Source organism: Aequorivita nionensis (assembly GCF_046352995.1).
Lineage (GTDB): Bacteria > Bacteroidota > Bacteroidia > Flavobacteriales > Flavobacteriaceae > Aequorivita > Aequorivita nionensis.
The window spans coordinates 2,897,340-2,920,492 of the sequence record NZ_CP130281.1 but is presented as its reverse complement, the minus strand read 5'-3'; the positions used below and the strand labels follow the sequence as shown (position 1 = coordinate 2,920,492).

21 protein-coding genes, 1 rRNA gene and 1 other RNA gene are annotated in these 23,153 nt (G+C 36.7%); 12 read left to right on the top strand and 11 right to left on the bottom strand.

Annotated features, from left to right (window positions below):
• Positions 1-46: 46 nt before the first annotated feature.
• Positions 47-155, top strand: a 5S ribosomal RNA gene (rrf, locus tag Q2U82_RS13430).
• Positions 156-364: 209 nt separating this feature from the next.
• Here rrf and Q2U82_RS13425 read toward each other — a convergent pair.
• Together Q2U82_RS13425 and Q2U82_RS13420 are read right to left on the bottom strand one after the other, a co-directional pair.
• Positions 365-1,033 (bottom strand): ZIP family metal transporter, encoded by a 669-nt coding sequence (locus Q2U82_RS13425; RefSeq protein ID WP_410005369.1) that lies wholly within the window; start codon positions 1,031-1,033, stop codon positions 365-367.
• Positions 1,033-1,764, bottom strand: coding sequence for a class I SAM-dependent methyltransferase (locus Q2U82_RS13420; RefSeq protein WP_410005368.1), 732 nt, complete (start codon positions 1,762-1,764; stop codon positions 1,033-1,035). Before Q2U82_RS13420 ends, Q2U82_RS13425 begins: the two co-directional genes overlap by 1 nt.
• 58 nt (positions 1,765-1,822) lie before the next feature.
• Between Q2U82_RS13420 and Q2U82_RS13415 the strand changes: the two genes are divergently transcribed.
• A complete protein-coding gene (locus Q2U82_RS13415) occupies positions 1,823-2,980 on the top strand; it encodes a class I SAM-dependent RNA methyltransferase (protein WP_410005367.1) in 1,158 nt (385 codons plus the stop codon).
• Here Q2U82_RS13415 and Q2U82_RS13410 read toward each other — a convergent pair whose 3' ends face one another.
• From Q2U82_RS13410 to rlmD, 3 genes are read right to left on the bottom strand one after another with little or no spacing between them, the layout of a single operon-like run.
• Positions 2,981-3,712: a DUF6048 family protein gene (locus Q2U82_RS13410; protein WP_410005366.1), complete on the bottom strand. Its 732-nt coding sequence runs from the start codon at positions 3,710-3,712 to the stop codon at positions 2,981-2,983. It abuts the gene before it with no gap.
• Positions 3,675-4,172 (bottom strand): DUF6452 family protein, encoded by a 498-nt coding sequence (locus Q2U82_RS13405; protein ID WP_410005365.1) that lies wholly within the window; start codon positions 4,170-4,172, stop codon positions 3,675-3,677. The genes Q2U82_RS13410 and Q2U82_RS13405 overlap by 38 nt, the downstream gene beginning before the upstream one ends.
• An 8-nt stretch (positions 4,173-4,180) precedes the next feature.
• On the bottom strand, positions 4,181-5,590 hold the full coding sequence (gene rlmD, locus Q2U82_RS13400; protein ID WP_410005364.1) for a 23S rRNA (uracil(1939)-C(5))-methyltransferase RlmD: 1,410 nt from the start codon (positions 5,588-5,590) through the stop codon (positions 4,181-4,183).
• Positions 5,591-5,736: 146 nt separating this feature from the next.
• Here rlmD and rocD point away from each other — a divergent pair, with 146 nt between their 5' ends.
• Positions 5,737-6,978, top strand: a complete 1,242-nt coding sequence (rocD, locus tag Q2U82_RS13395; protein ID WP_410005363.1) for an ornithine--oxo-acid transaminase — start codon at positions 5,737-5,739, stop codon at positions 6,976-6,978.
• Positions 6,979-7,132: 154 nt separating this feature from the next.
• Here the strand turns inward: rocD and Q2U82_RS13390 are convergent, their stop codons facing one another.
• Entirely contained in the window at positions 7,133-9,094 is a 1,962-nt protein-coding gene (locus Q2U82_RS13390) for a T9SS type A sorting domain-containing protein (RefSeq protein ID WP_410005362.1), read from the bottom strand.
• A gap of 193 nt (positions 9,095-9,287) precedes the next feature.
• Here Q2U82_RS13390 and Q2U82_RS13385 point away from each other — a divergent pair, with 193 nt between their 5' ends.
• The gene (locus Q2U82_RS13385) at positions 9,288-9,839 is read left to right on the top strand and encodes a Smr/MutS family protein (RefSeq protein WP_410005361.1); all 552 of its coding nucleotides are present in this window, start codon (positions 9,288-9,290) and stop codon (positions 9,837-9,839) included.
• A gap of 32 nt (positions 9,840-9,871) precedes the next feature.
• Here Q2U82_RS13385 and Q2U82_RS13380 read toward each other — a convergent pair whose 3' ends face one another.
• A complete protein-coding gene (locus Q2U82_RS13380) occupies positions 9,872-10,699 on the bottom strand; it encodes a hypothetical protein (protein ID WP_410005360.1) in 828 nt (275 codons plus the stop codon).
• A gap of 198 nt (positions 10,700-10,897) precedes the next feature.
• Here Q2U82_RS13380 and Q2U82_RS13375 point away from each other — a divergent pair, with 198 nt between their 5' ends.
• Positions 10,898-12,046 (top strand): cysteine desulfurase family protein, encoded by a 1,149-nt coding sequence (locus Q2U82_RS13375; RefSeq protein ID WP_410005359.1) that lies wholly within the window; start codon positions 10,898-10,900, stop codon positions 12,044-12,046.
• A gap of 217 nt (positions 12,047-12,263) precedes the next feature.
• On the opposite strand, the gene Q2U82_RS13370 is transcribed toward Q2U82_RS13375, so the two are convergent.
• Genes Q2U82_RS13370 through Q2U82_RS13360 form a run of 3 tightly spaced genes read right to left on the bottom strand, consistent with a single transcriptional unit; the run spans position 12,264 to position 17,120 of the window.
• Positions 12,264-12,923, bottom strand: a complete 660-nt coding sequence (locus Q2U82_RS13370) for a hypothetical protein (RefSeq protein WP_410005358.1) — start codon at positions 12,921-12,923, stop codon at positions 12,264-12,266.
• A 36-nt stretch (positions 12,924-12,959) separates the two neighbouring features.
• Positions 12,960-15,419 (bottom strand): carboxypeptidase-like regulatory domain-containing protein, encoded by a 2,460-nt coding sequence (locus tag Q2U82_RS13365; protein ID WP_410005357.1) that lies wholly within the window; start codon positions 15,417-15,419, stop codon positions 12,960-12,962.
• 9 nt (positions 15,420-15,428) lie between these two features.
• A complete protein-coding gene (locus tag Q2U82_RS13360) occupies positions 15,429-17,120 on the bottom strand; it encodes a M23 family metallopeptidase (protein WP_410005356.1) in 1,692 nt (563 codons plus the stop codon).
• Between the two features lie 150 nt (positions 17,121-17,270).
• Between Q2U82_RS13360 and Q2U82_RS13355 the strand changes: the two genes are divergently transcribed.
• The 4 genes from Q2U82_RS13355 to rny all read left to right on the top strand — a co-directional run bounded on the left by Q2U82_RS13355 (position 17,271) and on the right by rny (position 19,638).
• Entirely contained in the window at positions 17,271-17,561 is a 291-nt protein-coding gene (locus Q2U82_RS13355; RefSeq protein ID WP_410005355.1) for a hypothetical protein, read from the top strand.
• A 10-nt stretch (positions 17,562-17,571) separates the two neighbouring features.
• Positions 17,572-17,862: a cell division protein ZapA gene (locus Q2U82_RS13350; RefSeq protein WP_410005354.1), complete on the top strand. Its 291-nt coding sequence runs from the start codon at positions 17,572-17,574 to the stop codon at positions 17,860-17,862.
• 51 nt (positions 17,863-17,913) lie between these two features.
• Positions 17,914-18,021, top strand: a non-coding RNA gene (gene ssrS, locus Q2U82_RS13345) — 6S RNA.
• A gap of 54 nt (positions 18,022-18,075) precedes the next feature.
• Entirely contained in the window at positions 18,076-19,638 is a 1,563-nt protein-coding gene (gene rny / locus Q2U82_RS13340) for a ribonuclease Y (RefSeq protein ID WP_410005353.1), read from the top strand.
• A gap of 96 nt (positions 19,639-19,734) precedes the next feature.
• Here rny and xerD read toward each other — a convergent pair whose 3' ends face one another.
• Positions 19,735-20,640 carry a site-specific tyrosine recombinase XerD gene (gene xerD, locus Q2U82_RS13335; RefSeq protein WP_410005352.1) on the bottom strand — a complete coding sequence of 302 codons (906 nt, stop codon included), beginning with the start codon at positions 20,638-20,640 and terminating at the stop codon, positions 19,735-19,737.
• A gap of 111 nt (positions 20,641-20,751) precedes the next feature.
• Between xerD and Q2U82_RS13330 the strand changes: the two genes are divergently transcribed.
• From Q2U82_RS13330 to Q2U82_RS13320, 3 genes are all read left to right on the top strand, one after another.
• Positions 20,752-21,300, top strand: a complete 549-nt coding sequence (locus Q2U82_RS13330) for a porin family protein (RefSeq protein WP_410005351.1) — start codon at positions 20,752-20,754, stop codon at positions 21,298-21,300.
• Positions 21,301-21,482: 182 nt separating this feature from the next.
• Positions 21,483-22,106, top strand: a complete 624-nt coding sequence (locus Q2U82_RS13325; RefSeq protein WP_410005350.1) for a porin family protein — start codon at positions 21,483-21,485, stop codon at positions 22,104-22,106.
• A gap of 377 nt (positions 22,107-22,483) precedes the next feature.
• Positions 22,484-23,104, top strand: coding sequence for a porin family protein (locus tag Q2U82_RS13320; protein ID WP_410005349.1), 621 nt, complete (start codon positions 22,484-22,486; stop codon positions 23,102-23,104).
• Positions 23,105-23,153 lie beyond the last annotated feature (49 nt).

Here is a 23,153-nt window from a genome sequence, read left to right as displayed (position 1 = left end):
ATTAGTGACAAACTAATCCCGCCACCTAATCCCTAATACCAATAACTAAGGTGGTTATAGCGACGGGGCTCACCTCTTACCTTTCCGAACAGAGAAGTTAAGCCCGTTTGCGCCGATGGTACTGCATCTCGTGGGAGAGTAGGTCGCCGCCTTCCTTTAAAGCCTTCACCATTTATTTGGTGAAGGCTTTTTTTTATGGGATAAAGCCAAATATTGTTTGATTGCTTTATATAGTTTAAAGATTAGGTAGTACAAGTGCTATATCTTTCCGTTTTAACCTCGAACCCTTAATCAAATTAATAAAAGAATTAATTATGAAAAAGGAAGCTAACAGAATGATTCTAAATCTTGAGCTATTTTACGTTTAAATAAGATATGCTATAATTACAGCAGCAATAACAGCAGTCATTTTAGAAAGATTGAACTTGTGATTTTTTGAACTCTCAAAAAGAATTGTGGTCGAAACGTGAAGAAAAATTCCAATGACCATTGCAGTTATCTGTGTTTCGAATTGATGAACAATGTTGTAATGTGTTGAAATAAAACTGCCCAGTGGCGTCATTATAGCAAAAAAGAATAGGAAAAGCAAAGTTGTGCTTTTTTGATAACCAGCTGTTATAAAAAAGAAAGAAAGAATTATAGACACCGGAATTTTGTGTATAATAATCGCAACCAACAGATTGTTTTCTTCAGAAATAGGGAAACCTTCCATAAAGGCATGAATGCTAAGACTTATAAATAATATCCAAGGAAAATGTTTGTTTTCAGAATGTAGATGTACATGTCCATGTTCTGCGCCTTTGGAGAAAAACTCAAGGAATATTTGCAGCAAAATACCTAACATTATATAAACCCCAATATTTTTTGAAGGCGTTTCAAAAACTTCAGGCAACAGTTCAAAAACAGTTATAGACAATAGAAAAGAACCACTGAAAGCAAGAAAAACTTCCATATTGCGCATTTCCTTTTTCTTCAAAAATAGTGCAACGAAATAGCCGATGGCTACTGCCAAAAAAAGCAATAAATAGTTCATCAATTAAAAATTAAGATTAATCTTTCGGAAGTATTTTGATTAAAACTGTTTAGTCTGTAATTTCCGAAAACATTTTTTAGTGTTATTCCGGCTTCTTTAAAATAAAATTCAAAATCTTGTAAAGTAAGGGCTCTAACTTTTTCAACATAATGATAATCAGTTTCATCGTCAGTAAAACGTATGTTTTTTATGATATAACCATCTTCCACATATTTTTCAATATAGAAAACAATATCGCCAATTTTCTTTTTTTCAGAAGGGATCAAATTTTTAACAGCCAATTCAGAATTTAAAAAATCAATTACACCATATGCTCCAGATTTTAATTCAGCTTTTATTGCTTTTACAGTCCTTAAATTATCAATTTCGTTTTCAAAATATCCAAAACTTGTAAAAAGATTAAACACGGCATCAAACCTCTGTGGATAGGGCAAGCACATATCGTGTACTTCAAAATGAAGACCGGGCTTTTCGTATTGTTTGGCATATTCAATACTTTCTTCGGAAAGATCAATACCTGTAACATTAAATCCTTGTTTGTATAGATATTTTGCATGTCTTCCTCTTCCACAGGCAAGGTCGAGAATAGTATCCCCTTTTTTAAGATTCAAATAGTTGGTAAGCGCATTCATAAACAACGCCGCTTCTCGATGGTTTCTGTCTTTGTAAAGTATGTGGTAATATGGCGTGTTGAACCACGAAGCGTACCAATTGTCTTTTTCTTTTTGCATAGTTATCGTTTCGCCCTGCTAAAATACTGTATTTTTGCAGGAAATCTGTTTAAATACTATGACAAAGAATTTTAAAATGGTTGCAAAAACCCTTTTTGGGATGGAAGAACTTCTGGCGCAGGAGCTTCGTCAATTAGGAGCTTCTTCAATTGAAATTGGCACACGAAATGTTTCTTTTGAAGGCGATACAGGGTTTATGTATAAAGCCAATCTATGCTGTCGTACAGCCATTAAAATCTTGAAACCTATTACCGCTTTTAATATTTTCACGGAAGAAGATCTTTATAAAAAGATATATGAAATGCCATGGGAAAATTATATGGATGTGAAAGGCACCTTGGCCGTAAATGCTACCGTTTTTTCCGAAGTTTTCACACATTCACAATATATCTCTTTGAAAACTAAAGATGCCATCGTGGATCGTTTCCGAGATAGGGAAGGGGTTCGTCCAGATGTAGATTTGGATCATCCTTCGCTTCGCATAAACATACATATTGATAGAAATATTTGCACCGTTTCATTGGATAGTTCTGGTGAATCTTTGCATAAACGCGGTTATAAGGTTGAAAGCACACTTGCACCTATAAATGAAGTGCTAGCGGCAGGAATACTTATGCTTTCTGGTTGGCAAGGACAATGTGATTTTCTGGACCCAATGTGTGGCGGAGGAACCATTTTAACTGAAGCAGCAATGATAGCCTGTAATATTCCACCAAACCTGAACCGTGAGGAATTTGGTTTTGAAACTTGGCCTGATTTTGATGTTGATCTTTATGAAAAGATTGAAGAAGCTGCGCTTTCAAAAGTTCGCGATTTCCCCCATAAAATTTATGGTTTCGATACAGATCCAATAGCTGTAAAAAAGGCAAAAGAAAATATTAAAAGCGCCAATCTAAATGAATTTATTGAAGTGAAACAACAGGATTTCTTTCAAAGTGAAAAAGAAGGCGATAAATCGTTATACATTGTTTTCAATCCGCCTTATGATGAACGTATATCAGTAAACGATATCGAGCAATTTTACGGTTCCATCGGAAATACTTTGAAACGCGGCTACCCAGGGACACAGGCCTGGATGATTACTTCAAACATGGAAGCTCTTAAATTTGTTGGTCTTCGTCCTTCAAGGAAGATTAAGCTTTTTAATGGAAAGTTGGAGGCTAAACTTGTTCGTTATGAAATGTATGAGGGTAGTAGGAAAGCCAGTAAGCAGTAATCAGTTCTCTGCTTTTGGAGCGTCAGTCTTCTTAAAAATTGGAACCAAATACGAAATTGAATAACCGTAACCCACGCCAAACTTACTGTAATCATATGTTCTGTTGAAGCCAGGGATGTATAGGTTTGCAAAATTCTCGGGTTCGTCTTCTGTAATTTTTCTTTTTAGTTGAACGTTTATAGAAAGATAGAGGTTGTTAAGTATTTCGGTTTTTATGCCTATAATCAATTCTGCCCAATGTGCTGTTAAGCCACTGAATTCTTGGGATTCATAAATTGTTTGAGTTGGAAAGGCAGGATTGTCGGTATAAATTCTGTAACTTGAAAGTTCCTGTTTGAATGTTGAAAACCCATAGCGTAAACCTAGTGTAATAGCGTTTTCCATTCCCAGCCAGTTTTCATAAGCGTTATAATCAAAACCTATTTTGGCGTAGCTACCACTGGTTTTGGAGGAAACATAAGGCTCATTCCAATCTTTCTTCTCGTTGCCCAACTCCAATGCGGCGTAAAACTTTTTGGTAACTCTGAAATCACCCATCACCTCAAAACCTGAATAACCATCTTCAATTAAGGTTCGTAATGGTTTGGCCAAATCTACACCAACCCGCAACCCAAACTTTTCAACTTTTGGAATTGTATCGTTGGCAGTTTCATTATTTTTTTGCGCCACCATTACTTGTGTGCCGCAAAAAAGACTAATGCAGCATAGTAACGTGGGGGCTATTTTCATCATTTACAGTTTCTCTTATTACAGTAACCAATTTTATCCAATTTTCGTTTCCTTCTGGCTCTAATTTTGAATCAAGATTATAATATTCAGTCTTAAAACCACAAGCGCGGTTCACATAACCATCTTGCCTTTGATAAATAAACATTACTTTATCCGTATTGGTCAAAGTGTCATTGGTTCTGTAGGTTGTTCTTATGAATTTATATTTTGTGGTATCTGAAGTAGTGCTAAGAGGTATGGCTATTTCTTTTGTGTTTTCAAAGGAAATTACCTCCACAGATGTTTCATAATCGGTTTGCACGCTTAAAACATTTACGTTTTTTGCGTTGGCCGGATTTGCAAAATCACTAAAAGCAATGACTACTTTTGCTGTGGTTGCTGTATCGGGCGGACATATATCATCCTTTGTACAGCCTTTAAAGGTGAAAATTATAAAGATGAATAAGATACCTCGTTTAATCATGTTTTTGATTATCGTTTTTCCAAAAGTACAACATTTTCCACGTGATGCGTCTGGGGAAACATATCTACGGGTTGCACTTTTATAACTTTATATTTTGAATCTAAAAGTGCCAAATCGCGAGCTTGGGTTGCACTGTTACAACTTACATAAACAATTTTCTCAGCGCCCAAATTTAACAATTGTACAACAACATCACCATGCATACCATCTCGTGGTGGATCCGTGATAACAACATCCGGTTTTCCGTGGGTATTGATAAATTCCTCATTGAAAACCTTTTTCATATCGCCCACGTAGAATTCAACGTTTTCAATATTGTTTAATTGCGCATTTTCCTTTGCCGCTGAAATTGCATCGGGAACAGCCTCAACGCCTATTACCTTTTTTGCCTTTTTAGCAACGAACTGTGCGATGGTTCCCGTTCCTGTATAAAGATCGTAAACTACTTCATTTCCTGTTAAACCTGTAAAATCGCGGGTTATTTTGTAAAGTTCAAAGGCTTGCTCACTATTTGTTTGGTAAAATGATTTTGCATTAATCTTAAATTTCAAACCTTCCATTTCCTCAAAAATATGGTCTCTTCCGTGGAAAAGTTCAATTTCTTGATCATATAACGTATCGTTTCCTTTTGAATTGATTACATATAATAGTGAAGTGATTTGCGGAAATTCTTCAGTAACTGCGTTCAATAATAATTTTCTGTTTTCTTCGTCTTCGTGAAAAAACTGAACGAGAACCATAATTTCGCCAGTTGAAGAAGTACGAATCATCAGAGTTCTTAAAAAACCCTCTTGATTTCTTGTATTGAAGAATGCAAGATTCATTTCTTCTGCTTTCGCTTTTATAAAATCCCGGATTGCGTTGCTTGGGTCAGCCTGTAGATAGCAAATATCAAGATCCAAAATTTTGTCCCACATTCCAGGAATGTGAAAACCTAAAGCATTCCGGTTATCTATTACTTCATCGCTTTTAATCTGTTCCAGCGTCAACCATTTATTGTTGCTAAAAGAAAACTCCATCTTGTTGCGATAAAAATATTGCCTCTCAGAACCCAAAATAGGTTGGAATTCTGGCAATTCAATCTTCCCAATACGTTGCAGGTTTTGTTCAATTTCTTTTTGTTTGAAAAAAAGTTGGTGCTCATAGCCCATATTCTGCCATTTGCAACCACCGCAAGTCCCAAAATGTGGGCAAACCGGTTCAACCCTTTTTTCAGAATATTTTGAAATTGAAAGTACGGAAGCTTCATAAAAAGCTTTCTTCTTTTTGAAAGTCTGTACAGTAGCTATATCGCCAGGAACGGCGTTATCAATAAAAACCACTCGTCCGTCTGGAGCTTTGGCAACGGCCTTGCCTTTTGCTCCAGCATCAATCACTTCTAGGTTTTCTAAAATCAGCCTATTATTTTTTCTTGCCATAGGCGCAAAAATAGCATAATTGTTAGGTTTAAATCCTGTAATGGCTTCAAAAAATGTGGGATTTATTTAGTAATTTGCAAGCCACGGAGGATTCCGCTCCTAAATTCAGGAATCATTTATATTTTACTTCAAATTATTACAATTTTATGTCAGTTTTAGAGCAAACAGCTTCACAGCAAGCTATCGATTTAGAAAACAAATACGGAGCCCACAACTATCACCCGCTTCCTGTAGTTTTGAGCAGGGGGGAAGGTGTGTATGTTTGGGATGTGGAAGGCAAGAAATACTATGATTTTCTTTCGGCCTATTCTGCAGTAAACCAAGGACATTGTCATCCGAAGATTGTGGATGCAATGACTGAGCAAGCGAAAACACTTACACTTACTTCACGTGCTTTCTATAACGATATGCTAGGAAAGTATGAGAAATTTGCTTGTGAGTTTTTCAATTTTGATAAAATGTTACCTATGAATACGGGAGCCGAAGCTGTGGAAACTGCTTTGAAAATCTGCCGCAAGTGGGCTTATGAAAAAAAAGGTATTGATGAAAATGAAGCAGAGATTGTGGTTTGTGAAAACAATTTCCACGGAAGAACTACTACAATCATATCTTTCAGCAACGATCCTGTTGCTCGGAAGCATTTTGGACCTTACACCAAAGGTTTTATAAAAATAGAATACGACAATATTGAACAGCTGCAACAACATTTGGAAAGCAATAAAAACATTGCGGGTTTCTTAGTGGAGCCAATTCAAGGAGAAGCAGGAGTTTATGTTCCTTCGGAAGGATATTTAGAAAAGGCAAAAGCACTTTGTAAAAAACACAACGTTCTTTTTATAGCCGATGAAGTACAAACAGGAATTGCCCGTACCGGAAAATTACTTGCTGTTGACCACGAAAACGTAAAACCAGATCTTTTGATATTAGGGAAAGCTTTAAGTGGTGGTGCTTATCCAGTTTCTGCTGTTTTGGCGAATGATGCTATTATGAGTGTTATAAAACCTGGAAACCATGGTTCTACTTTTGGGGGAAATCCTGTGGCTGCTGCTGTGGCAATTGCAGCGCTATCTGTTGTTCGTGATGAAAAGCTTGCAGAAAATGCGAATATACTTGGAGAAATTTTCCGAAGTGAACTGAATAAATATATAAAGACCAGCAAGATTGCGAAACTTGTCAGGGGAAAAGGATTACTGAACGCTATATTAATCAATGACAGCGAAGATAGTGATACGGCTTGGAACATCTGCTTAAAGTTACGTGACAATGGTTTGCTTGCAAAACCTACTCACGGCAATATTATTCGTTTTGCACCACCGTTGGTTATGAACGAGGAACAATTAAGGGATTGTGTATCTATTATAATTAAAACCCTGAAGGAGTTTGAATAACCAATACGCGCCTTTGGTGTACTCTTTGTAAAAAAGGGGAGGAACAGTAAAAAGGCATTTTAATATTTATTAAATCAAAACGGCTCCGATTTTTTATCGGAGCCGTTTTTAATTATGGGAAATATTCAAAGAATCCTCAGAGAGGGACTTTTTCTTATTTATTATGAACAATAACTTTAGAGTCTATTGAAACATCTTCAGTAGTGGTAAGCTTTACCAAATAAACCCCATCACTTAAATTACCAGTGTAAAAGCTATATTTGTTTTTAGCTCCCAAGTTTTTCTCTTGAATTACCAATTTACCGTTCATGTCGTAAACCATTGCAGATTTTATGGTATAACCTTCCGGGTTGCTAACTTCTAATTGTTGTACAGGATTGTTTTGGAAGAAATTTACATTTGCCAAAACAACATCTTTGGCTTCGATCTCATTTTCTGGAATATCGCGTTTTAAGTTCGGGTTACGGAAAACGATAAAAAATCTATTGTCATAAGTACCCGCTGGTAATGATAGGGTAACACCTGCAAGAGTTGAATTGGTCAATTCTTTATAAGTGTTTTCTTGGCTATCAAAAAGATAAGCGTGATCGTATGGTTTTTTAACTTCTTCAGCAACTTGTAAACGAATTTGAGTTGCGCTGTTTGCTACAAAGGAAATTGGTATTTGTTTATTGCCTTCGTAATTTACAGAATTGATAACATAAGGAAGGCGTGCATTGTCATTCCCCACAGGAAAATAAGCATCAGTTGTTAAACCAGCTGGGCTTAGACCATCCATGCCACGGTCATAGCCATCAGTTGCTTGATCCGAAAATGCTAAAACCAAATCTCGTGTCATTGCCTCATCAAAAATAACATATAAACGCATTTGCGGTGTGCGATAATCTGAATTTGACCATGTTGATGATGTAGAAAGAGAAGGGTTTAAATCGTCTTCTGAACTGGTTTCAGTATTAGCATCGTTACCCGGTCTTTGAAATACTGAATAATTTGCAGCTCCTTCTTTAATAAAAATTCGATGAGAATTTCTAATAAATACATTTGTTGCTAAAGCAGTATTTCCAACTAACATAAATCCTTGCCCAATAGGGGCAAATCTTTTATTATTTATAGGGGTTCCTCCAGGAACTCCCGGACCTGTGCTGCCTCCGTTCGCATTCCAAATATAAAAGGGAGCTTGTGTATATAAGCCTGGGTAGTTAGCAGGATCAGGAACCCCTCCAGTATAAGGATCTATACCATTGGGAACCCAAACTCCATAGCCAAAGGGCTTTTGACCATAATTGTGTGACATTACAGTTCTGTCTTCGTCATAATAATAAATAGCGTCCAAAGCTGCATTAGCTCCATCATAAAAGAATTTATTCATATCAAGTGCCGAAGGATATGGATTGCCAGAGAGGGTCATTCTGGCATATACATTTGGATTTGGGCCTATAACTATTGGTCCTTGAACAGGAATAGTGAAATCACCACTATTTGGTCTACCTCTAAACTCGTATGTTTGGTCGGTGCTAGTGGTGCCAACACCTTTCATGGTAAAGCCATAGCCAGCAGGGACCGCAGTGTTAGCGTTTATTCGTTGATAGTTTCCTTCTGCTTCAGTTCCGGGAAGCTTATGTGTGTATAGCCAGCGGGTGGAAATTGTCATTTGAGGAGTTAATGTTCCCTCCCGATTTGTAGTTGTAAGTGATGGTCGCGCGGCGGTTAAACCTAACCCTGGTTGCGGTTCATATATATTTATAACTCCAGCCCATGGGTTACCAGCAGGCTGCGGTAAGGCGGCAGTTCCAGGATAGCCAACTGGCGAGCACCAATAGTAATAGGCCCAAGCGTTAGTTTCGGGAGTATTCTGTTGCACAGAAAGTTGGCCAGAACCAGTATTTTTGGCTAAAGGGTTACCTTGTATTAATTGTCCATTATTCCGTAAGTAAATGCTTGCTTCAGTATTATTAGCAGTAGTGTTTCGGGTAAGATTTATTTCTTCTTTTACAAACAGTACTTCGTCTTTTACATAAACATAGGAGTCAATGGCGCCATTAGGCTTTACACTTAACTGTGCAAAAGCACCAACAGAAGTTATAAGTAAAGTGGAAAAGAGTAGTAGGTTTTTCATATTTTTACGGTTTTTAAAAGCTTTGTGTTGGGGCATCAAAACCTTTTTATTCACGGAATAAATTTAAAAATAAAATTCAATATATTATATAGTTTGCCGCAAAATACATAAAAATTTCGTTATTAGGCGATTAACGGCGTTAAATGGCATTTTAGGCGACTATTAAAGTTAATAAAAATTAAGAAAAACTTTTATGGAAAAAGGTGATAAGGTTTCGGTATTGGATGATGCTATTTCGGGCGTGGTTACTGCCGTGAATGGCGATGAAGTCACCATAGTAACAGCCGATGGTTTTGAACTGGATTTTTTAAAAAAAGAACTTATTGTTATGGACGGTTCACTTTCCAGAAAGAAACTGTCCCAAATGGATGTTTCTTCTATTATTTCAGAAAAGGAACACAAAAAGCCGGGAAAAACAGTGCGCATAAAACCAAAAGAACGCAGCTTGCCGCCTATGGAGGTAGATTTACATATAAATCAACTGGTGCCCAAAACTCGCGGGATGGACAATTATGAAATGCTTACCCTGCAGTTAGATACCGCTAAAAGACAGTTGGATTTTGCTATTTCAAAACGAATTCAAAAAGTAGTCTTTATTCACGGTGTGGGCGAAGGTGTGTTGCGCACGGAACTGGAATATCTTTTTAACAGGTATGAAAATGTGAAATTCTATGATGCCGATTACCAAAAATACGGACGCGGGGCTACGGAAGTTTATATTTTCCAGAATGTAAGAAGTGAATAATAAGCATTTTATATCTCACACGTTTCACAAATTTAAAATTCAGGAGTAGTTGTTTTAGGGATTGTTTCTACATTATTGAGGGTTCCCATATTCAGTGTTTCTTGAGTTATTTCTTCATCACCGTTTACTAGCACCAAATTCTTCAAAACAATTTTTACGCTTTTAATGATTTTATAGGTGTGTTGGCGGTATTGGTTAATATCATAATCATCGGCTACAGCAGGGTTTAGGTAATCTGCACCCACGTTTGAATCTGTAACATCATTTCTAGGATCTAAATTTCCATCTTTGTCTTCGTCTCGCGTCAGAACGCCGTCACCGTCATCATCTGGGTCTAGGTAATTGGGTTTTCCGTCTCCATCTGTGTCAATGATATTTCCCAAAGGATCCAACTCAAGTGCAGTAGGCACGTTGTCGCCATCATCATCCACGTCATATAAATCTGGCAGGCCGTCTCCATCAGTGTCTCCTTCAAACTCATCATCTGCTGCGATACCATCATTATCGTCATAGCTAAAAATAGTTGTAAATTCAGCAGTGCCAGATGAAGCAAAATAATCAACAGTAACCCTTGGTGAAGTGGGCGGAATGCTACTGCAAAAATAGTCGGTACCCAAAACCCCGTCATAGGTTCGGTAATTCACAAAATTGCTGGTGCCATTTAACTCATGTGGCTTTGTTCCTTCCGTTTTATAAAGACTGTCCGTAACAGCCAGCTTTAGCGAAAGGCTTTCAAGTGCTTCTGGGTTCACTTTGTAAAACACATAATTGCCAGTAGTTCCACAGGTTTTCAGTTCGGCATCGTCAAAATTAAAAGTGGTTATAATAATATCGCCGTCATCGCAGCTTAATAGAAGCATTGTTGTCAAAAAAAGGTAAAGAATTTTTTTCATGTATATATTAAAATCATCAACAGCTACAAAGTAACGCATTTCTTTTTAACTGAAACGCCAGCAAAACTGTTTTAATATGTATTTTTGCAAACTGAAATTATTGGGTAGGTTATGCTCTAAAATAGAATTTGGCCAAACCCCAATTTTACAAAAAATGTTTGCTTAATGAAGAAAGTATATTTTGATAGTGCTGCAACCACACAATTAAGAGATGAAGTGATTAGCTCTATTACCGAGGTCTTGAAAACCGAATATGGAAATCCTTCATCTACACATTCTTATGGAAGATCATCCAAATCATTACTTGAAAATGCCCGAAAGGAAATAGCGAAGCTGTTAAATGTTTCTGCAAGTGAAATAATCTTCACTTCTGGTGGTACGGAGGCCGATAATTTAATACTAACTAGTGCTGTACGCGACCTTGGTATAAAGCGAATTATTTCTAGCCGTATTGAACACCATGCTGTGTTGCATACTTTGGAATGGCTTCAAAAAGAATACAAAATTCAGATAGATTTTGTCAATTTAAAGGATTGCGGACACGTAGATTATGAACATCTTGAAAAACTTTTAACGGATACTTCGCAAAAAACATTGGTAAGTTTGATGCATGTTAATAATGAAGTGGGAAATCTTCTGGATTTAAAGCAGGTAGCACTTCTCTGTAAAAAGCACAACGCCCTTTTTCACAGTGATACCGTACAATCCGTTGGTCATTTTGAACTTGATTTTAAGGAAACACCTATAGATTTCGCAGCTGCGGCCGCCCATAAATTTCATGGGCCAAAAGGTGCTGGCTTTGCATTTATTCGAAAAAACTCAGGGTTGCGGGCATTAATTCACGGTGGGGAGCAGGAGCGTGGCATGCGCGCAGGAACCGAAGCGGTCTATGCGATAGTGGGAATGGCGGAAGCGCTAAAGATTTCCTATCAAAATCTTGAAAAAGAACGGCAATACATTACAGGGCTAAAAGAATATTTTAAGAAACAGCTTTCTGTAAATTTTCCAGATGTGAAATTTAATGGCGGTTGTTTAGATAACGAGCAAAGCACTTATACTCTTTTGAATGTTTGCCTGCCAATTTCTTCAGAAAAAGCGATGTTGCTTTTATTCCAATTAGACCTAAAAGGGATAGCTTGCTCTAAAGGAAGTGCCTGCCAGAGTGGAAGTGAAGGTGGTTCACATGTTTTGAACGAAATTCTTTCGGATGAAGATTTAAGTAAACCTTCCATTCGTTTTTCTTTTTCAAGTTTCAACAAAAAAGAAGAAATTGACTATGTGGTGGATGTTTTGAAGGAGTTTGTTAAGTCTTAATCTGAGATTTTTTTAAACAAGAAAGTGTTAAACAAAAAATTGTTCTCACAGCTATCCATTTTCGACTATTACTCTTTGTGTTTTTTATGTTGCAATGTGTAATCAATAGAAATCTTTATTGCAAAAAAAAGGATAGGTTTTAATTCCTATCCTTTGATTCACTTTTAATTCCTCATTTTAAACCTTAAAGATTTCTTTAGGCTTAAGCAAAAAGAGCTTACTCAGTTTTTGCTTCAGCGTTTTCTTCTGATTTTGATCCAATTCTATTTAGTTCATACATAGGCGCAAATTTTAATTTTAGGCCAGCGATTGCAAGATTGTCCTTAGAGGTAAGGCCTTCATTTTCAACAGTGTTCTTTCTGGTGTCAATTGCTTCATATATTAACTTAATTTTATCCCAATCTTCTCTTGAGTAACTTTCACTATTAGCAGAAACTGTATCTACAAAATTTTGATAAACGCTTAAAATGTTATCCTTGTTTATCCATTCAAACTTCATATCATCATTTATGTAGTCTTTTCCTAAAAGCGATATCATAAAATTATTTTTAGCATCTAATTCTTGTTTTTCCTTTTCTGCTAATTTCGCTTTATACTCATCAAATTTTACAGTTGCATCATTTACGTCATTTTTCAATGTTTCATTTTCAGAAACTTCGTTTAAGTTTTCATCTGCAGTTGCTTTGTAGGTAGTATAATCATTTTCAATAGCTACCCAATTTGATTTGGCTTCCGCCATATCTAATTTTGAAATTGAATCAACATAGGTTGTAAATTGTTCTACATTTTTTACAGCTTGTTCTCTTTTTTCATCTTTACAAGAGGTAAATAGCATAGTGGTTGCAAATAGTGCGATAGTAAATTTTATTGTTTTCATGGTTTTTATTTTAAAGGTTAATAATTATTTTAATTCCTAAAACTTTGCAGTGAGCCTCACATTAAAAACACGGGGAGTCAAATAATTAGGAATTGCATATTGAACTTTGGTGTAAACGTCTCTTACAAAAGTATTTGTAATTGAGTTCTGCACATCAAAAATATTAAAAATTTCGGCACCAATAGATAGTTCTTTAAAAGGTTTTAACCATCCGCTATCCCTTAGTTTAGTATCGTCCACAATCACGTAGCTTACACCAAGATCGGCACGTTTGTAATCAGGTAAACGAGTTTGGTATCTATATGGGTCTGCATAACTTGGAGAACCACCGGGAAGCCCTGTGTTATAAGTTAAGTTAAGGTACATTTTAAGTGAAGGAATCACCTTCACGTAATCCTGAAACAACATTCCAAATTTCAAGCGTTGGTCGGTAGGGCGGAAGATATAACCGCGATCGTCAATGTTTTCTTCAGTCTTCATATAACCAAAGCTTAACCAACTTTCAGTACCCGGAACAAACTCTCCGGCCAAACGTAGGTCGACTCCGTAAGAGTAAGCAACAGCATTATTGTTAGCGCGGTAACGGATTCGGACGTTTTCTAAAGTATATGGGTTTACGTCAGTTAAATGTTTATAGTACAATTCAGAATTTAATCTGAAGGCTCTATCCCACATCTTGAAACTATAATCGTTTCCAAAAACAACGTGAATGGATTTCTGGGCTTTCACATCAGGACGAACTGTTCCTGATGAATCACGTAACTCTCTATAAAAGGGAGGCTGATGATACACTCCACCAGACAGACGGAAAAGCATATCCATTTCCCAATCAGGTTTTAAAGCAACCTGAGCACGTGGGCTAAAAACAGTCTGTGTTGTACTAGTTATATTTTTACCGCTTACGGTCCAGTTATGGGCCCTAATCCCAGCGTTTAACCAAAGGTCACCGCTCCCAAGACTTGTTTTTCTACTCCATTGTGCATAACCTGATATCCGGTCAATTTGAGTGTCGTTTTGTGCACGAACGTTTGTGTAAGGCACGATAGGTGAAGTGTCCGCTTCGTAAGGTTGATTATTTGGAGGTAATATTGGTGGACGGATAGAAAATCCTGCTGAATCAATAATTTCATACTCTTGAACACGATCACGAATGTCCTCGCGCGTATATTTGATTCCGTATTCTATATTGTTTTCTTCAATAGCTAAGTTTCCTTTGTGCTCTGCATTGAGGATCAAAGCGTCTAAATCATTACGCGCATGGGTCAGTTGCCCACCAATGCCACGAGTAAATTCAACTGTGCCTAAGTCTTGGCTTCCAATTTCAGTGTTTACTTCACCTAAGCGATACTCTGCTAGTATGTCATAATATTCCTGTTCTGTTGTTTGGTAAAGAGAGGCTATAAATTTTGCTGTATAATTATCAGAAACTACCCAGGTAGATTTTAAGGCTCCAAAATAGGTATTGTAACGGTCCTCTTCACGGCCTTCATAAAATACAAGCAAGGCGATAGGGTCTGTAATGGTTCCGAAGTTTGTTTGCCTGGTTAAAGGCCTGTAATTGTATTCGTTTATGGAAACATTCCCCAAAAAGCTAAGTTCAAACTTATTGGTGAATTTGTATGTTAAATACGTTTGTGCATCTGCAAACTTTGGCCGATAGTTGGTTTCGGTTTCTTTGGCTTTTACTAAAAGACTATTATCGCGATAACGGATTCCTAAAATTCCGGAAAGACGGCCATTTTTAGAAATTCCTTCCACAGAACCGCTAACTCCCAAAAGGCTTGCGTCTATTGTTGCGCCAAAATCTACTGGTCTGCGGTAGGTAATGTCCAAAACAGAGGAGAGTTTGTCGCCATACTTGGCCTGAAAACCTCCAGCGGAAAAATCAACATTGCTTGTAAGATCGCTATTTACAAAACTTAAACCTTCCTGTTGACCACTTCTAATAAGAAAAGGGCGATATACTTCAATTTCGTTTACATAAACCAAATTTTCGTCATAGTTTCCTCCTCGCACTGCATATTGTGTACTTAATTCATCGTTTCCGTTAACTCCAGGAAGAGATTTTAGGAGGTTTTCAACACCAGCGTTGGCACCCACCATTTTCCGGATTACTTCAGGTGAAATAGTTGTAACGCCCTCAACACGTTTGTTTTCACGTCCAGAAATAATAACCTCGCTTATTTGCTCAATACTTGTATTCATTACAGGATTCAGCTCATAATCTTCATTGGGCGAAAGATTTACTGTTATCTGAACTTTTTTATGGCTAAGGTGTGAAAACGTAATGGTTACATTTTCTTTGGAAGGAATTTCCAACATATAAAACCCATTAAAATCTGAAATGGTTCCAATGTCATTATAAGTTACGTTTGCCCCATAAACGGGTATGTTGTTTTCGTCTAGAATAATTCCTTTAATAACTGCTTTTTGAGCAAACACAACGGTTGCAAAGAAAAAGAAAAGGAATGTAAGCGGGAGTTTTATTGTTTTCAAAAGCAAGGGTTAGGGTTGTTTTCTGAAAAATTTTGCTTCAAATGTAGCACTATTTCCAACATTATCTATTACTATAAGTTTGAAATTATTCTCAGTTTCTAAATTAACATTATCATTGAAATTATATGTTAGAACGTCTTTTTTGTAATCATATTCCATCAAAATGAATTTTCCGTTGATGGTTCCTCGGTATGAGCTGATGCCGCTCAAATCATCCGTTATTTTCACTTTAAGAAAATTTTGGTTGCTAATCCATTTCCCTTCTGCGAAATTAATGGGCTTTATTTCCGGTTCAGTAGTGTCTATAGCAACCGTGTAGCTCCCAAAAGTTCTGGTTTTTCCAGTTAGTTTGTCACCGTTGCGCGTTGTGGAGGTGTAATAGGGCAGCCCTTTGTAATTCAATCTTCCTATATAAAGTTTGTCTTTATCTTCTTCTTTGTAATTTGAAATGTCCGCAGTGATGGAAATATTGCTGTGTATAGGTATAATATCTTCGTGAAATTTTAAAATATCACCTTCATCTTTTATATCTAGATAAGTATCTTCATATAAACTATTGGCTGGAATATAAATACTGAATTTACCCTTGGTTATTGATGTGGCATGATCTGCATAAATATAATCGTCTGTTTTTTCTACTTTTTTAGGATCCAATAGCTCCAGCTTTTTTCCTTCAATAGGAATTGATACTTGCATTGTATTTCCCTTGAAATCTAAAACTTCAATCGTATAAATTGAAGCCAGGCTGTCTTTAACGGTTATATAGCCATTGTCGTCTTCCTTTGTAATTATGCTCAAAGGATTGTTTGATTCCCTGAAAAGTTTTTGGACCATGCTTTTATTGGTTTCGTAATAATTGTAATCCGTATAGCGATTTAAATACCGCGTTTCAGAAAAATCGAATTTATTAAAAAGTACTTCAAACTTTTCAGTGCCATTAAACCGCGTATTGATTTTATAAGAACCATTTTTGTTTGAAGCTCCATCTTGCTGGTCAAAAGTGGTAATTCCGAAGCCAATTTTACCATAAGCGGTTAGGCTCTCAGTTTTATAATTACCGTCCTTTTGTTTTATGAGCCTTAGTTTTGTTCGGTTCTGACCTTGGTTTACGTGTGCATCTTCACCGATGGGGTAGGCAAAAACGGCACTCACGATTGGAGTTCTTGAATCTGGTATCTCAATCCCAAAAAGAAGTGGGTTCATGGGCCTTTGTGAAGAATCACGGATTTCGAAATGCAAATGTGGTCCTCCGCTGCCACCGGTGTTTCCGGTATAGGCAATTAGGTCCCCTTTTTTAACGGCCAACATTGTTTTTTCGGGAAATAACTCCAATTCAAAAGTTTCTTTTTTGTATTGAGTGTCCTTTACATATTTTTCAATTTCGCCTGCATAGCTTCTCAAATGGCCATAAACAGTTGTGTATCCGTTTGGATGAAGAATATAAAGTGCTTTTCCATAGCCATAGTGCTGCACGTTGATCCTGCTTACATAACCATCTGCAGGAGCGTAAACAGGAAGCCCTTCGCGTTGTTCCGTTTTAATGTCTAAACCGCTGTGAAAATGGTTGGCCCGCATTTCGCCAAAATTGCCCGCAAGAACCATATTGATATCCAAAGGGTTTGAAAAATAATCTGTAGGAATGCCATTTTGACTGTAAACAAACCCGCCAAAAAGCAGGAGCGTTGATAATAATTTCTTCATAGTGTAAAAATAAGAATACGCTACAACTAAAAGGGGAGAGGGGATGATTTATTGTGCTATTCATCAATATTACAAAAAATAATCGAAAACTGCTTGCTTATTAGTGATGGTATGCTAACTTTGTGAAAGAAGTATTGAACACAGATTTTAATGAGTAATCTTTCTGAAATAGTTGATTCTCTTGAACATAGGATTGGCAAACTGCTTAACAAGCACGAAAAATTAAAAAAAGCCAATACGGAATTGGAAGAAGAACTCGCCGTTTTAAAATCGAAACAGCAACAATTTGAAAATGAAATTGAAGTCTGGGCCGAAAAATGTAACTCATTAAAATTAGCAAATTCAATGCTCGGCAGCGACCAGCATAAACGAGAAACTAAACTCAAGATAAACGCTCTAGTTCGGGAAATTGACCATTGCATAAGCCAACTTTCCGAATAAAAATATAACAATGGCCGAACCATTAAAAATAAAGCTATCAATTGCAGACAGGGTTTACCCCCTGACCATCAACCCCTCGCAGGAAGAGGGATTGCGGTTGGCAAGCAAAAAGATAGAAGAAATGATTAAAAAGTTCGAGCAAAGTTATGCCGTTCGTGACAAACAGGATGTTTTGGCCATGTGTGCCCTCCAGTTTGCCGCTCAGGTAGAGCAAAAACAAATTGATAAATCTAGCGACACGCAGGAAACAGAAGAAAAGCTCAGGGCTTTGGACCGTTTACTGCAGGAGCAGCTATCATAACGTTCTTTAAATTAAATAAGGTACTGCCTACATTAATACTAATTTTGGTAAACTCAACAGGAATTCTTTAAAAAGGGTGAGTTGAAGTTGTAAAAGCGAGCCGTCTTTGAGCGGATACTTGACCAGCTTATTAACCCTAAACTTTTTTTTAAGGAGTTTATTCAAAATAACAATATTGATGTAGGCTTTTTTTATACATATAAATCAACGAAAATGGACATCATAACTATAATAATTAGTGCTGTTGTTGGTATTGCGATTGGTTTTTTTATTGCAAAAATACTGGAGCGAAACAACGCGTCCCAGCTTATAACTCGAGCAAAAAAAAGCGCATTATCAATTTTGAAAGAGGCTAAATCTGAAGCTGAAACGATAAAAAAAGACAAGATACTTCAGGCCAAAGAGAAGTTTTTGGAATTGAAGTCTGAACACGAAAAGGTAATCCTGAACCGTGACAAAAAGATTTCTGAAGCAGAAAAAAGAATCCGCGATAAAGAATCACAGGTTTCCAGTGAACTTGCAAAATCAAAAAAACTGAACGCTGAAGTAGAAGAGAAACAAGCTGATTACAACGAAAGAATTTCGTTGCTTGAAAAAAAACAAAGCGAGGTAGAAAAAATGCACCGCAGCCAAGTTGAACAACTGGAAGTTATTAGTAGTCTTTCAGCAGAAGATGCTAAGGCACAATTGATGGAAAGCTTAAAAGACGAAGCTAAAACCCAAGCAATGGCCTATGTTCAAAATTCAATAGAAGAGGCTAAAATGACTGCACAGCAGGAAGCGAAAAAAATAATTATCAATACCATTCAACGCATCGGTACAGAAGAAGCAGTGGAAAACTGTGTTTCTGTTTTTAACCTTGAAAGTGATGACGTTAAAGGTAGGATTATTGGTCGCGAAGGGCGAAACATTCGTGCCATTGAAGCAGCAACAGGTGTTGAAATTATTGTTGACGATACTCCGGAAGCAATTATCCTTTCCTGCTTTGATTCCGTAAGACGGGAAATTGCACGTTTGTCGTTACACAAACTGGTAACTGACGGTCGTATTCACCCAGCGCGTATTGAAGAGGTAGTTCAAAAAACCACCAAACAAATTGAAGAAGAAATTATTGAAGTTGGGAAGAGAACCGTTATCGACCTTGGAATCCACGGTTTGCATCCCGAGCTTATAAAAGCGGTGGGGCGAATGAAATACCGTTCCTCTTATGGGCAAAACCTTTTACATCACTCACGGGAAGTTGCACGACTTTGCGGCGTAATGGCAGCGGAACTTGGATTGAACGCAAAACTGGCCAAAAGAGCTGGATTGCTTCACGATATTGGAAAAGTGCCAGAAACCGAAACCGAAATGCCTCACGCCCTTTTAGGAATGCAATGGGCTGAAAAGTATGGTGAAAAACCTGAGGTATGTAATGCCATCGGTGCCCACCACGACGAAATTGAAATGACTGGATTGCTTTCTCCAATTGTTCAGGTTTGTGATGCTATTAGCGGTGCAAGACCTGGAGCAAGACGTCAAGTATTGGATTCATACATTCAGCGTTTGAAGGATTTAGAAGATATTGCCTTTGGTTTTGGAGGTGTAAATAAAGCATATGCAATTCAAGCGGGACGCGAACTTCGTGTAATGGTTGAAAGTGATAAAGTAAGCGATGAAAAAGCTGCACAATTATCTTTTGAAATTTCACAGAAAATCCAAACGGATATGACTTATCCGGGACAAGTAAAAGTTACCGTAATTCGTGAAACAAGAGCGATAAATATTGCGAAATAAAAGCCGCTTAAGCCCGAAGAGGAATTTTTATTATAATGAAAAAACAAAAAGCTCCAATTGGAGCTTTTTGTTTGATTAAAGGTTTCCCCTTGAGTGTTAAGAGTTTTCCTTTCTTGGATGAAATTTATTAATAACTTCGGTTAAATGTTTACGATCAATATGCGTGTATATTTCTGTAGTGGTAATGCTTTCGTGGCCAAGCATTTGTTGGATTGCTCTAAGATCCGCTCCGTTTTCAAGAAGATGTGTAGCAAAAGAATGACGAAACGTGTGGGGACTGATTGTTTTGCGGATACCCGCTTTTTCAGCCAGTCGCTTCACTATTGTAAAAATCATTGCACGTGTTAAGGGTCTTCCGTGTTGGTTTAAGAAAACAGTATCCTTTGCCAATGGGTCAATTTCTTGGTGTACACGAACTTCCTTCCTGTAAATGTTTATATATTTTTCTGTGGTTGGCCCAATCGGCACCAAACGTTGCTTATCGCCCTTTCCTGTTACCTTTATAAAACCTTCTTCAAAATAGAGATCAGAAATTTTAAGACTTGTTAGTTCAGAAACACGCAGGCCACAGCCATAAAGAGTTTCAAGGATGGCACGATTGCGCTCTCCTTGCTTTGAGCTTAAATCTATAGCGTTTATTAGCGAGTCAATTTCTTCTAATGCCAAAGTATCCGGCAATTTTCTTCCCAGTTTTGGAGCTTCAATCAATTCTAAGGGATTGGTTTTTCGGTAATCTTCAAAAATAAGATAATTGAAAAATCCTTTCAGCCCCGAAATCAGCCTACTCTGCGAACGTGGATTCACTTTTTTTGCGATTTCATACACAAATTGCTGTAATGTTTCTTCAGCAATGGAAATAGGGGAAGTGTCCATTTCATTGGTTTCCAGCCAACGTATAAGTTTTTTAACATCTAACGAATAGTTGATAATGGAATTCTCTGAAAGTCCACGCTCCAGACGAAGGTAGTTTTGGTAATCCTTTAAACTTTGATGCCACTTCATACCGCTATATTACTACTAAAAACAATAGTTAACAAAAAACTAAATGTATTTTAAAGGATAACATTAAAGGTATCTTTGCGTTTTAAACTAAAATAGAAAAACCTTATTATTATGAAAAAATTGATTGTAGGAGTACTTATGTTATTTATTGGGACCGCCGCTATTTCACAGGAACTTGATCTAGGAGTGAAAGCTGGTGTTAACTTCGCGAATATTTCTGATGTTGACAACCTTTCAAGCAAAACAGGCTTTCAAGCTGGTATTTTTGCGGGAATAAAGTTTACTGATAAGGTTGGGGTTCAAGCGGATGTTTTGTACTCTCAGCAGGGAGCAGAATTTGATTTTGGAAAGTTCGATGTAAATTATATAAACATTCCAATTGTATTGAAATATTATTTGGTGCAAGGATTAAATGTTCAGGCAGGGCCACAATTTGGATTTGTACTTGATGATGATATTTATAACGATAGCTTTGGAGTCCATTCAGTTGAAGAGAATGCTGAAAAAAGCGATGTTTCTGCCGTAGTAGGGGCTGGCTATGATTTTCCCTTTGGAATTAGATTAGATGCACGTTACAATTTTGGTTTTACGGACGTATTGAAAGATGGTAAAAGTAAAAACAATGTGTTTTCAGTTGCTTTAGGATATTCTTTCCTATAACAATAAAAAAGATTAATTTTTAAGAACCACCCAAAAGGGTGGTTTTTTTATATTATTATTAAGGAATGACCTTGAAAATGCTTAAAATTTGGTTGTTTTTTCGTTAAAGTATTTTAAAAATACTCGATACTAGATTCCATAGTTATTTCCTTTGGGGCATTAACAAAAAAAAATCAAATGATATGAAAAAGTTAATTTTTATTACAGCAATTACAATTATGTCAATATCTGCAGCCAAAGCTCAAGAGGTCAGGCTTGGTGCAAAGGGAGGTGTGAATTTTTCCACTTTTAGTGGAGAAGATTTAGGCGATGTGGAGTCACGTACAGGATTTCATATTGGAGGACTTGTAGAAATTCCAATTACTGAAAAATTCTGGGTACAGCCCGAAATTTTGTATTCTTCACAAGGAGCAAAATATGATGATGCAGGAACTGAAGGTGGCGTAGATTATTCTTATAAAGTTACTGAGAAGCTGGATTACATTCAAGTTCCAATTATGGCAAAATTTTATGTTGCTGAAGGTTTTGCAATTGAGGCTGGGCCACAAGTGGGTTTCTTGACTTCCTCAACAGGAGAATACGAGGGAACACTTGGAGGTATAACTGTTTCTGGAGATGATGATTTAGACAATGTTTCCAGTATTGATGTTTCTCTTGCTGGAGGACTGTCCTACAGACTTCCAATGGGCGTGTTTTTTGGAGCACGTTATAATTATGGGCTTACTAATGTAAATGACGGCGATAATGCTGATGACCAAAAAGTCCATAACAATGTAATTCAGCTATCAGCTGGGTATTCGTTTTAATAAATAAACAATATTCATACATAAGTTAATGATCATTAGAGCCGTCCGATTTTGGACGGCTTTTTTATAAATATTAAGTCATTGTCTTTTGCTACTTTTTGAAAAAAAATACTGGATTATTGCTTATATATTTCTTTATAGAATTAAAAATTAATTTTTCATCTTAAATTCAGAGATGTTGATTTTGATGTATTTTGCATCTTTCGAAAAACTTTTAAGTATTTAGAAAATTATTTATATTTTAGTGAAAGCTATTTTATGAAGAGTAATGTTACATATATTATAGATTTTGTTACATTTATTTGATTATGAATGTAGCATTAACTATATTTTTGAATCGACACTATTGTCAAAAAAACTTTTAAACCTTAATTATTATGAAAAAACTTTTACTTTTTACCGCAGTAGCATTATTTGCTTTTACAACTGCTCAATCTCAAGAATTTAGAATTGGCGCAAAAGCTGGTGTAAATATAGCTTCCTTAGGTGGTGATAGTTATTATGGGGGACTAGGAAGTCTAGGCTCTCGAACAAGTTTCCATATAGGTGGTCTTGTGGAAATTCCTTTAATGGGAAAATTTTCATTACAGCCTGAATTATTATATTCTTCTGAGGGTTCGGATTGGAGTTTCGGAACTTTTAGTGACGGAACAAAATTGGACTTTATTCGAATCCCTGTATTAGCAAAATTCTATATCATTGAAGGCTTAAGCGCAGAGGCAGGACCCGTTTTTGGTGTTTTGGTAAATGCTGAGGGAACTTTTTATAATGACGATGATGATCTTGTAAGTGGTGATGCCAAGGATTATTATAGAAGTTTTGATGCACAATTTGGCATTGGAGCTTCCTACCGATTGAACATGGGCGTTTTCTTTAGTTTGCGTTATAACAAGGGATTATTAAATGTCAATGAAGAATATGAAATTGACGGATATAAATATAATACTGGAAAAAATCAGAGTAACGTATTCCAAATTTCAGCAGGATATTCGTTTTAAAAGAAATATTTTTTTATAAATTATTGATATTCAAAAGCTGCCCATTTGG

Coding starts and splice junctions, on each gene's coding strand:
- Q2U82_RS13425 (WP_410005369.1), bottom strand. CDS start 1,033: ATGAACTATTTATTGCTTTTTTTGGCAGTAGCCATCGGCTATTTCGTT.
- Q2U82_RS13420 (WP_410005368.1), bottom strand. CDS start 1,764: ATGCAAAAAGAAAAAGACAATTGGTACGCTTCGTGGTTCAACACGCCA.
- Q2U82_RS13415 (WP_410005367.1), top strand. CDS start 1,823: ATGACAAAGAATTTTAAAATGGTTGCAAAAACCCTTTTTGGGATGGAA.
- Q2U82_RS13410 (WP_410005366.1), bottom strand. CDS start 3,712: ATGATGAAAATAGCCCCCACGTTACTATGCTGCATTAGTCTTTTTTGC.
- Q2U82_RS13405 (WP_410005365.1), bottom strand. CDS start 4,172: ATGATTAAACGAGGTATCTTATTCATCTTTATAATTTTCACCTTTAAA.
- rlmD (WP_410005364.1), bottom strand. CDS start 5,590: ATGGCAAGAAAAAATAATAGGCTGATTTTAGAAAACCTAGAAGTGATT.
- rocD (WP_410005363.1), top strand. CDS start 5,737: ATGTCAGTTTTAGAGCAAACAGCTTCACAGCAAGCTATCGATTTAGAA.
- Q2U82_RS13390 (WP_410005362.1), bottom strand. CDS start 9,094: ATGAAAAACCTACTACTCTTTTCCACTTTACTTATAACTTCTGTTGGT.
- Q2U82_RS13385 (WP_410005361.1), top strand. CDS start 9,288: ATGGAAAAAGGTGATAAGGTTTCGGTATTGGATGATGCTATTTCGGGC.
- Q2U82_RS13380 (WP_410005360.1), bottom strand. CDS start 10,699: ATGCTTCTATTAAGCTGCGATGACGGCGATATTATTATAACCACTTTT.
- Q2U82_RS13375 (WP_410005359.1), top strand. CDS start 10,898: ATGAAGAAAGTATATTTTGATAGTGCTGCAACCACACAATTAAGAGAT.
- Q2U82_RS13370 (WP_410005358.1), bottom strand. CDS start 12,923: ATGAAAACAATAAAATTTACTATCGCACTATTTGCAACCACTATGCTA.
- Q2U82_RS13360 (WP_410005356.1), bottom strand. CDS start 17,120: ATGAAGAAATTATTATCAACGCTCCTGCTTTTTGGCGGGTTTGTTTAC.
- Q2U82_RS13355 (WP_410005355.1), top strand. CDS start 17,271: ATGAGTAATCTTTCTGAAATAGTTGATTCTCTTGAACATAGGATTGGC.
- Q2U82_RS13350 (WP_410005354.1), top strand. CDS start 17,572: ATGGCCGAACCATTAAAAATAAAGCTATCAATTGCAGACAGGGTTTAC.
- rny (WP_410005353.1), top strand. CDS start 18,076: ATGGACATCATAACTATAATAATTAGTGCTGTTGTTGGTATTGCGATT.
- xerD (WP_410005352.1), bottom strand. CDS start 20,640: ATGAAGTGGCATCAAAGTTTAAAGGATTACCAAAACTACCTTCGTCTG.
- Q2U82_RS13330 (WP_410005351.1), top strand. CDS start 20,752: ATGAAAAAATTGATTGTAGGAGTACTTATGTTATTTATTGGGACCGCC.
- Q2U82_RS13325 (WP_410005350.1), top strand. CDS start 21,483: ATGAAAAAGTTAATTTTTATTACAGCAATTACAATTATGTCAATATCT.
- Q2U82_RS13320 (WP_410005349.1), top strand. CDS start 22,484: ATGAAAAAACTTTTACTTTTTACCGCAGTAGCATTATTTGCTTTTACA.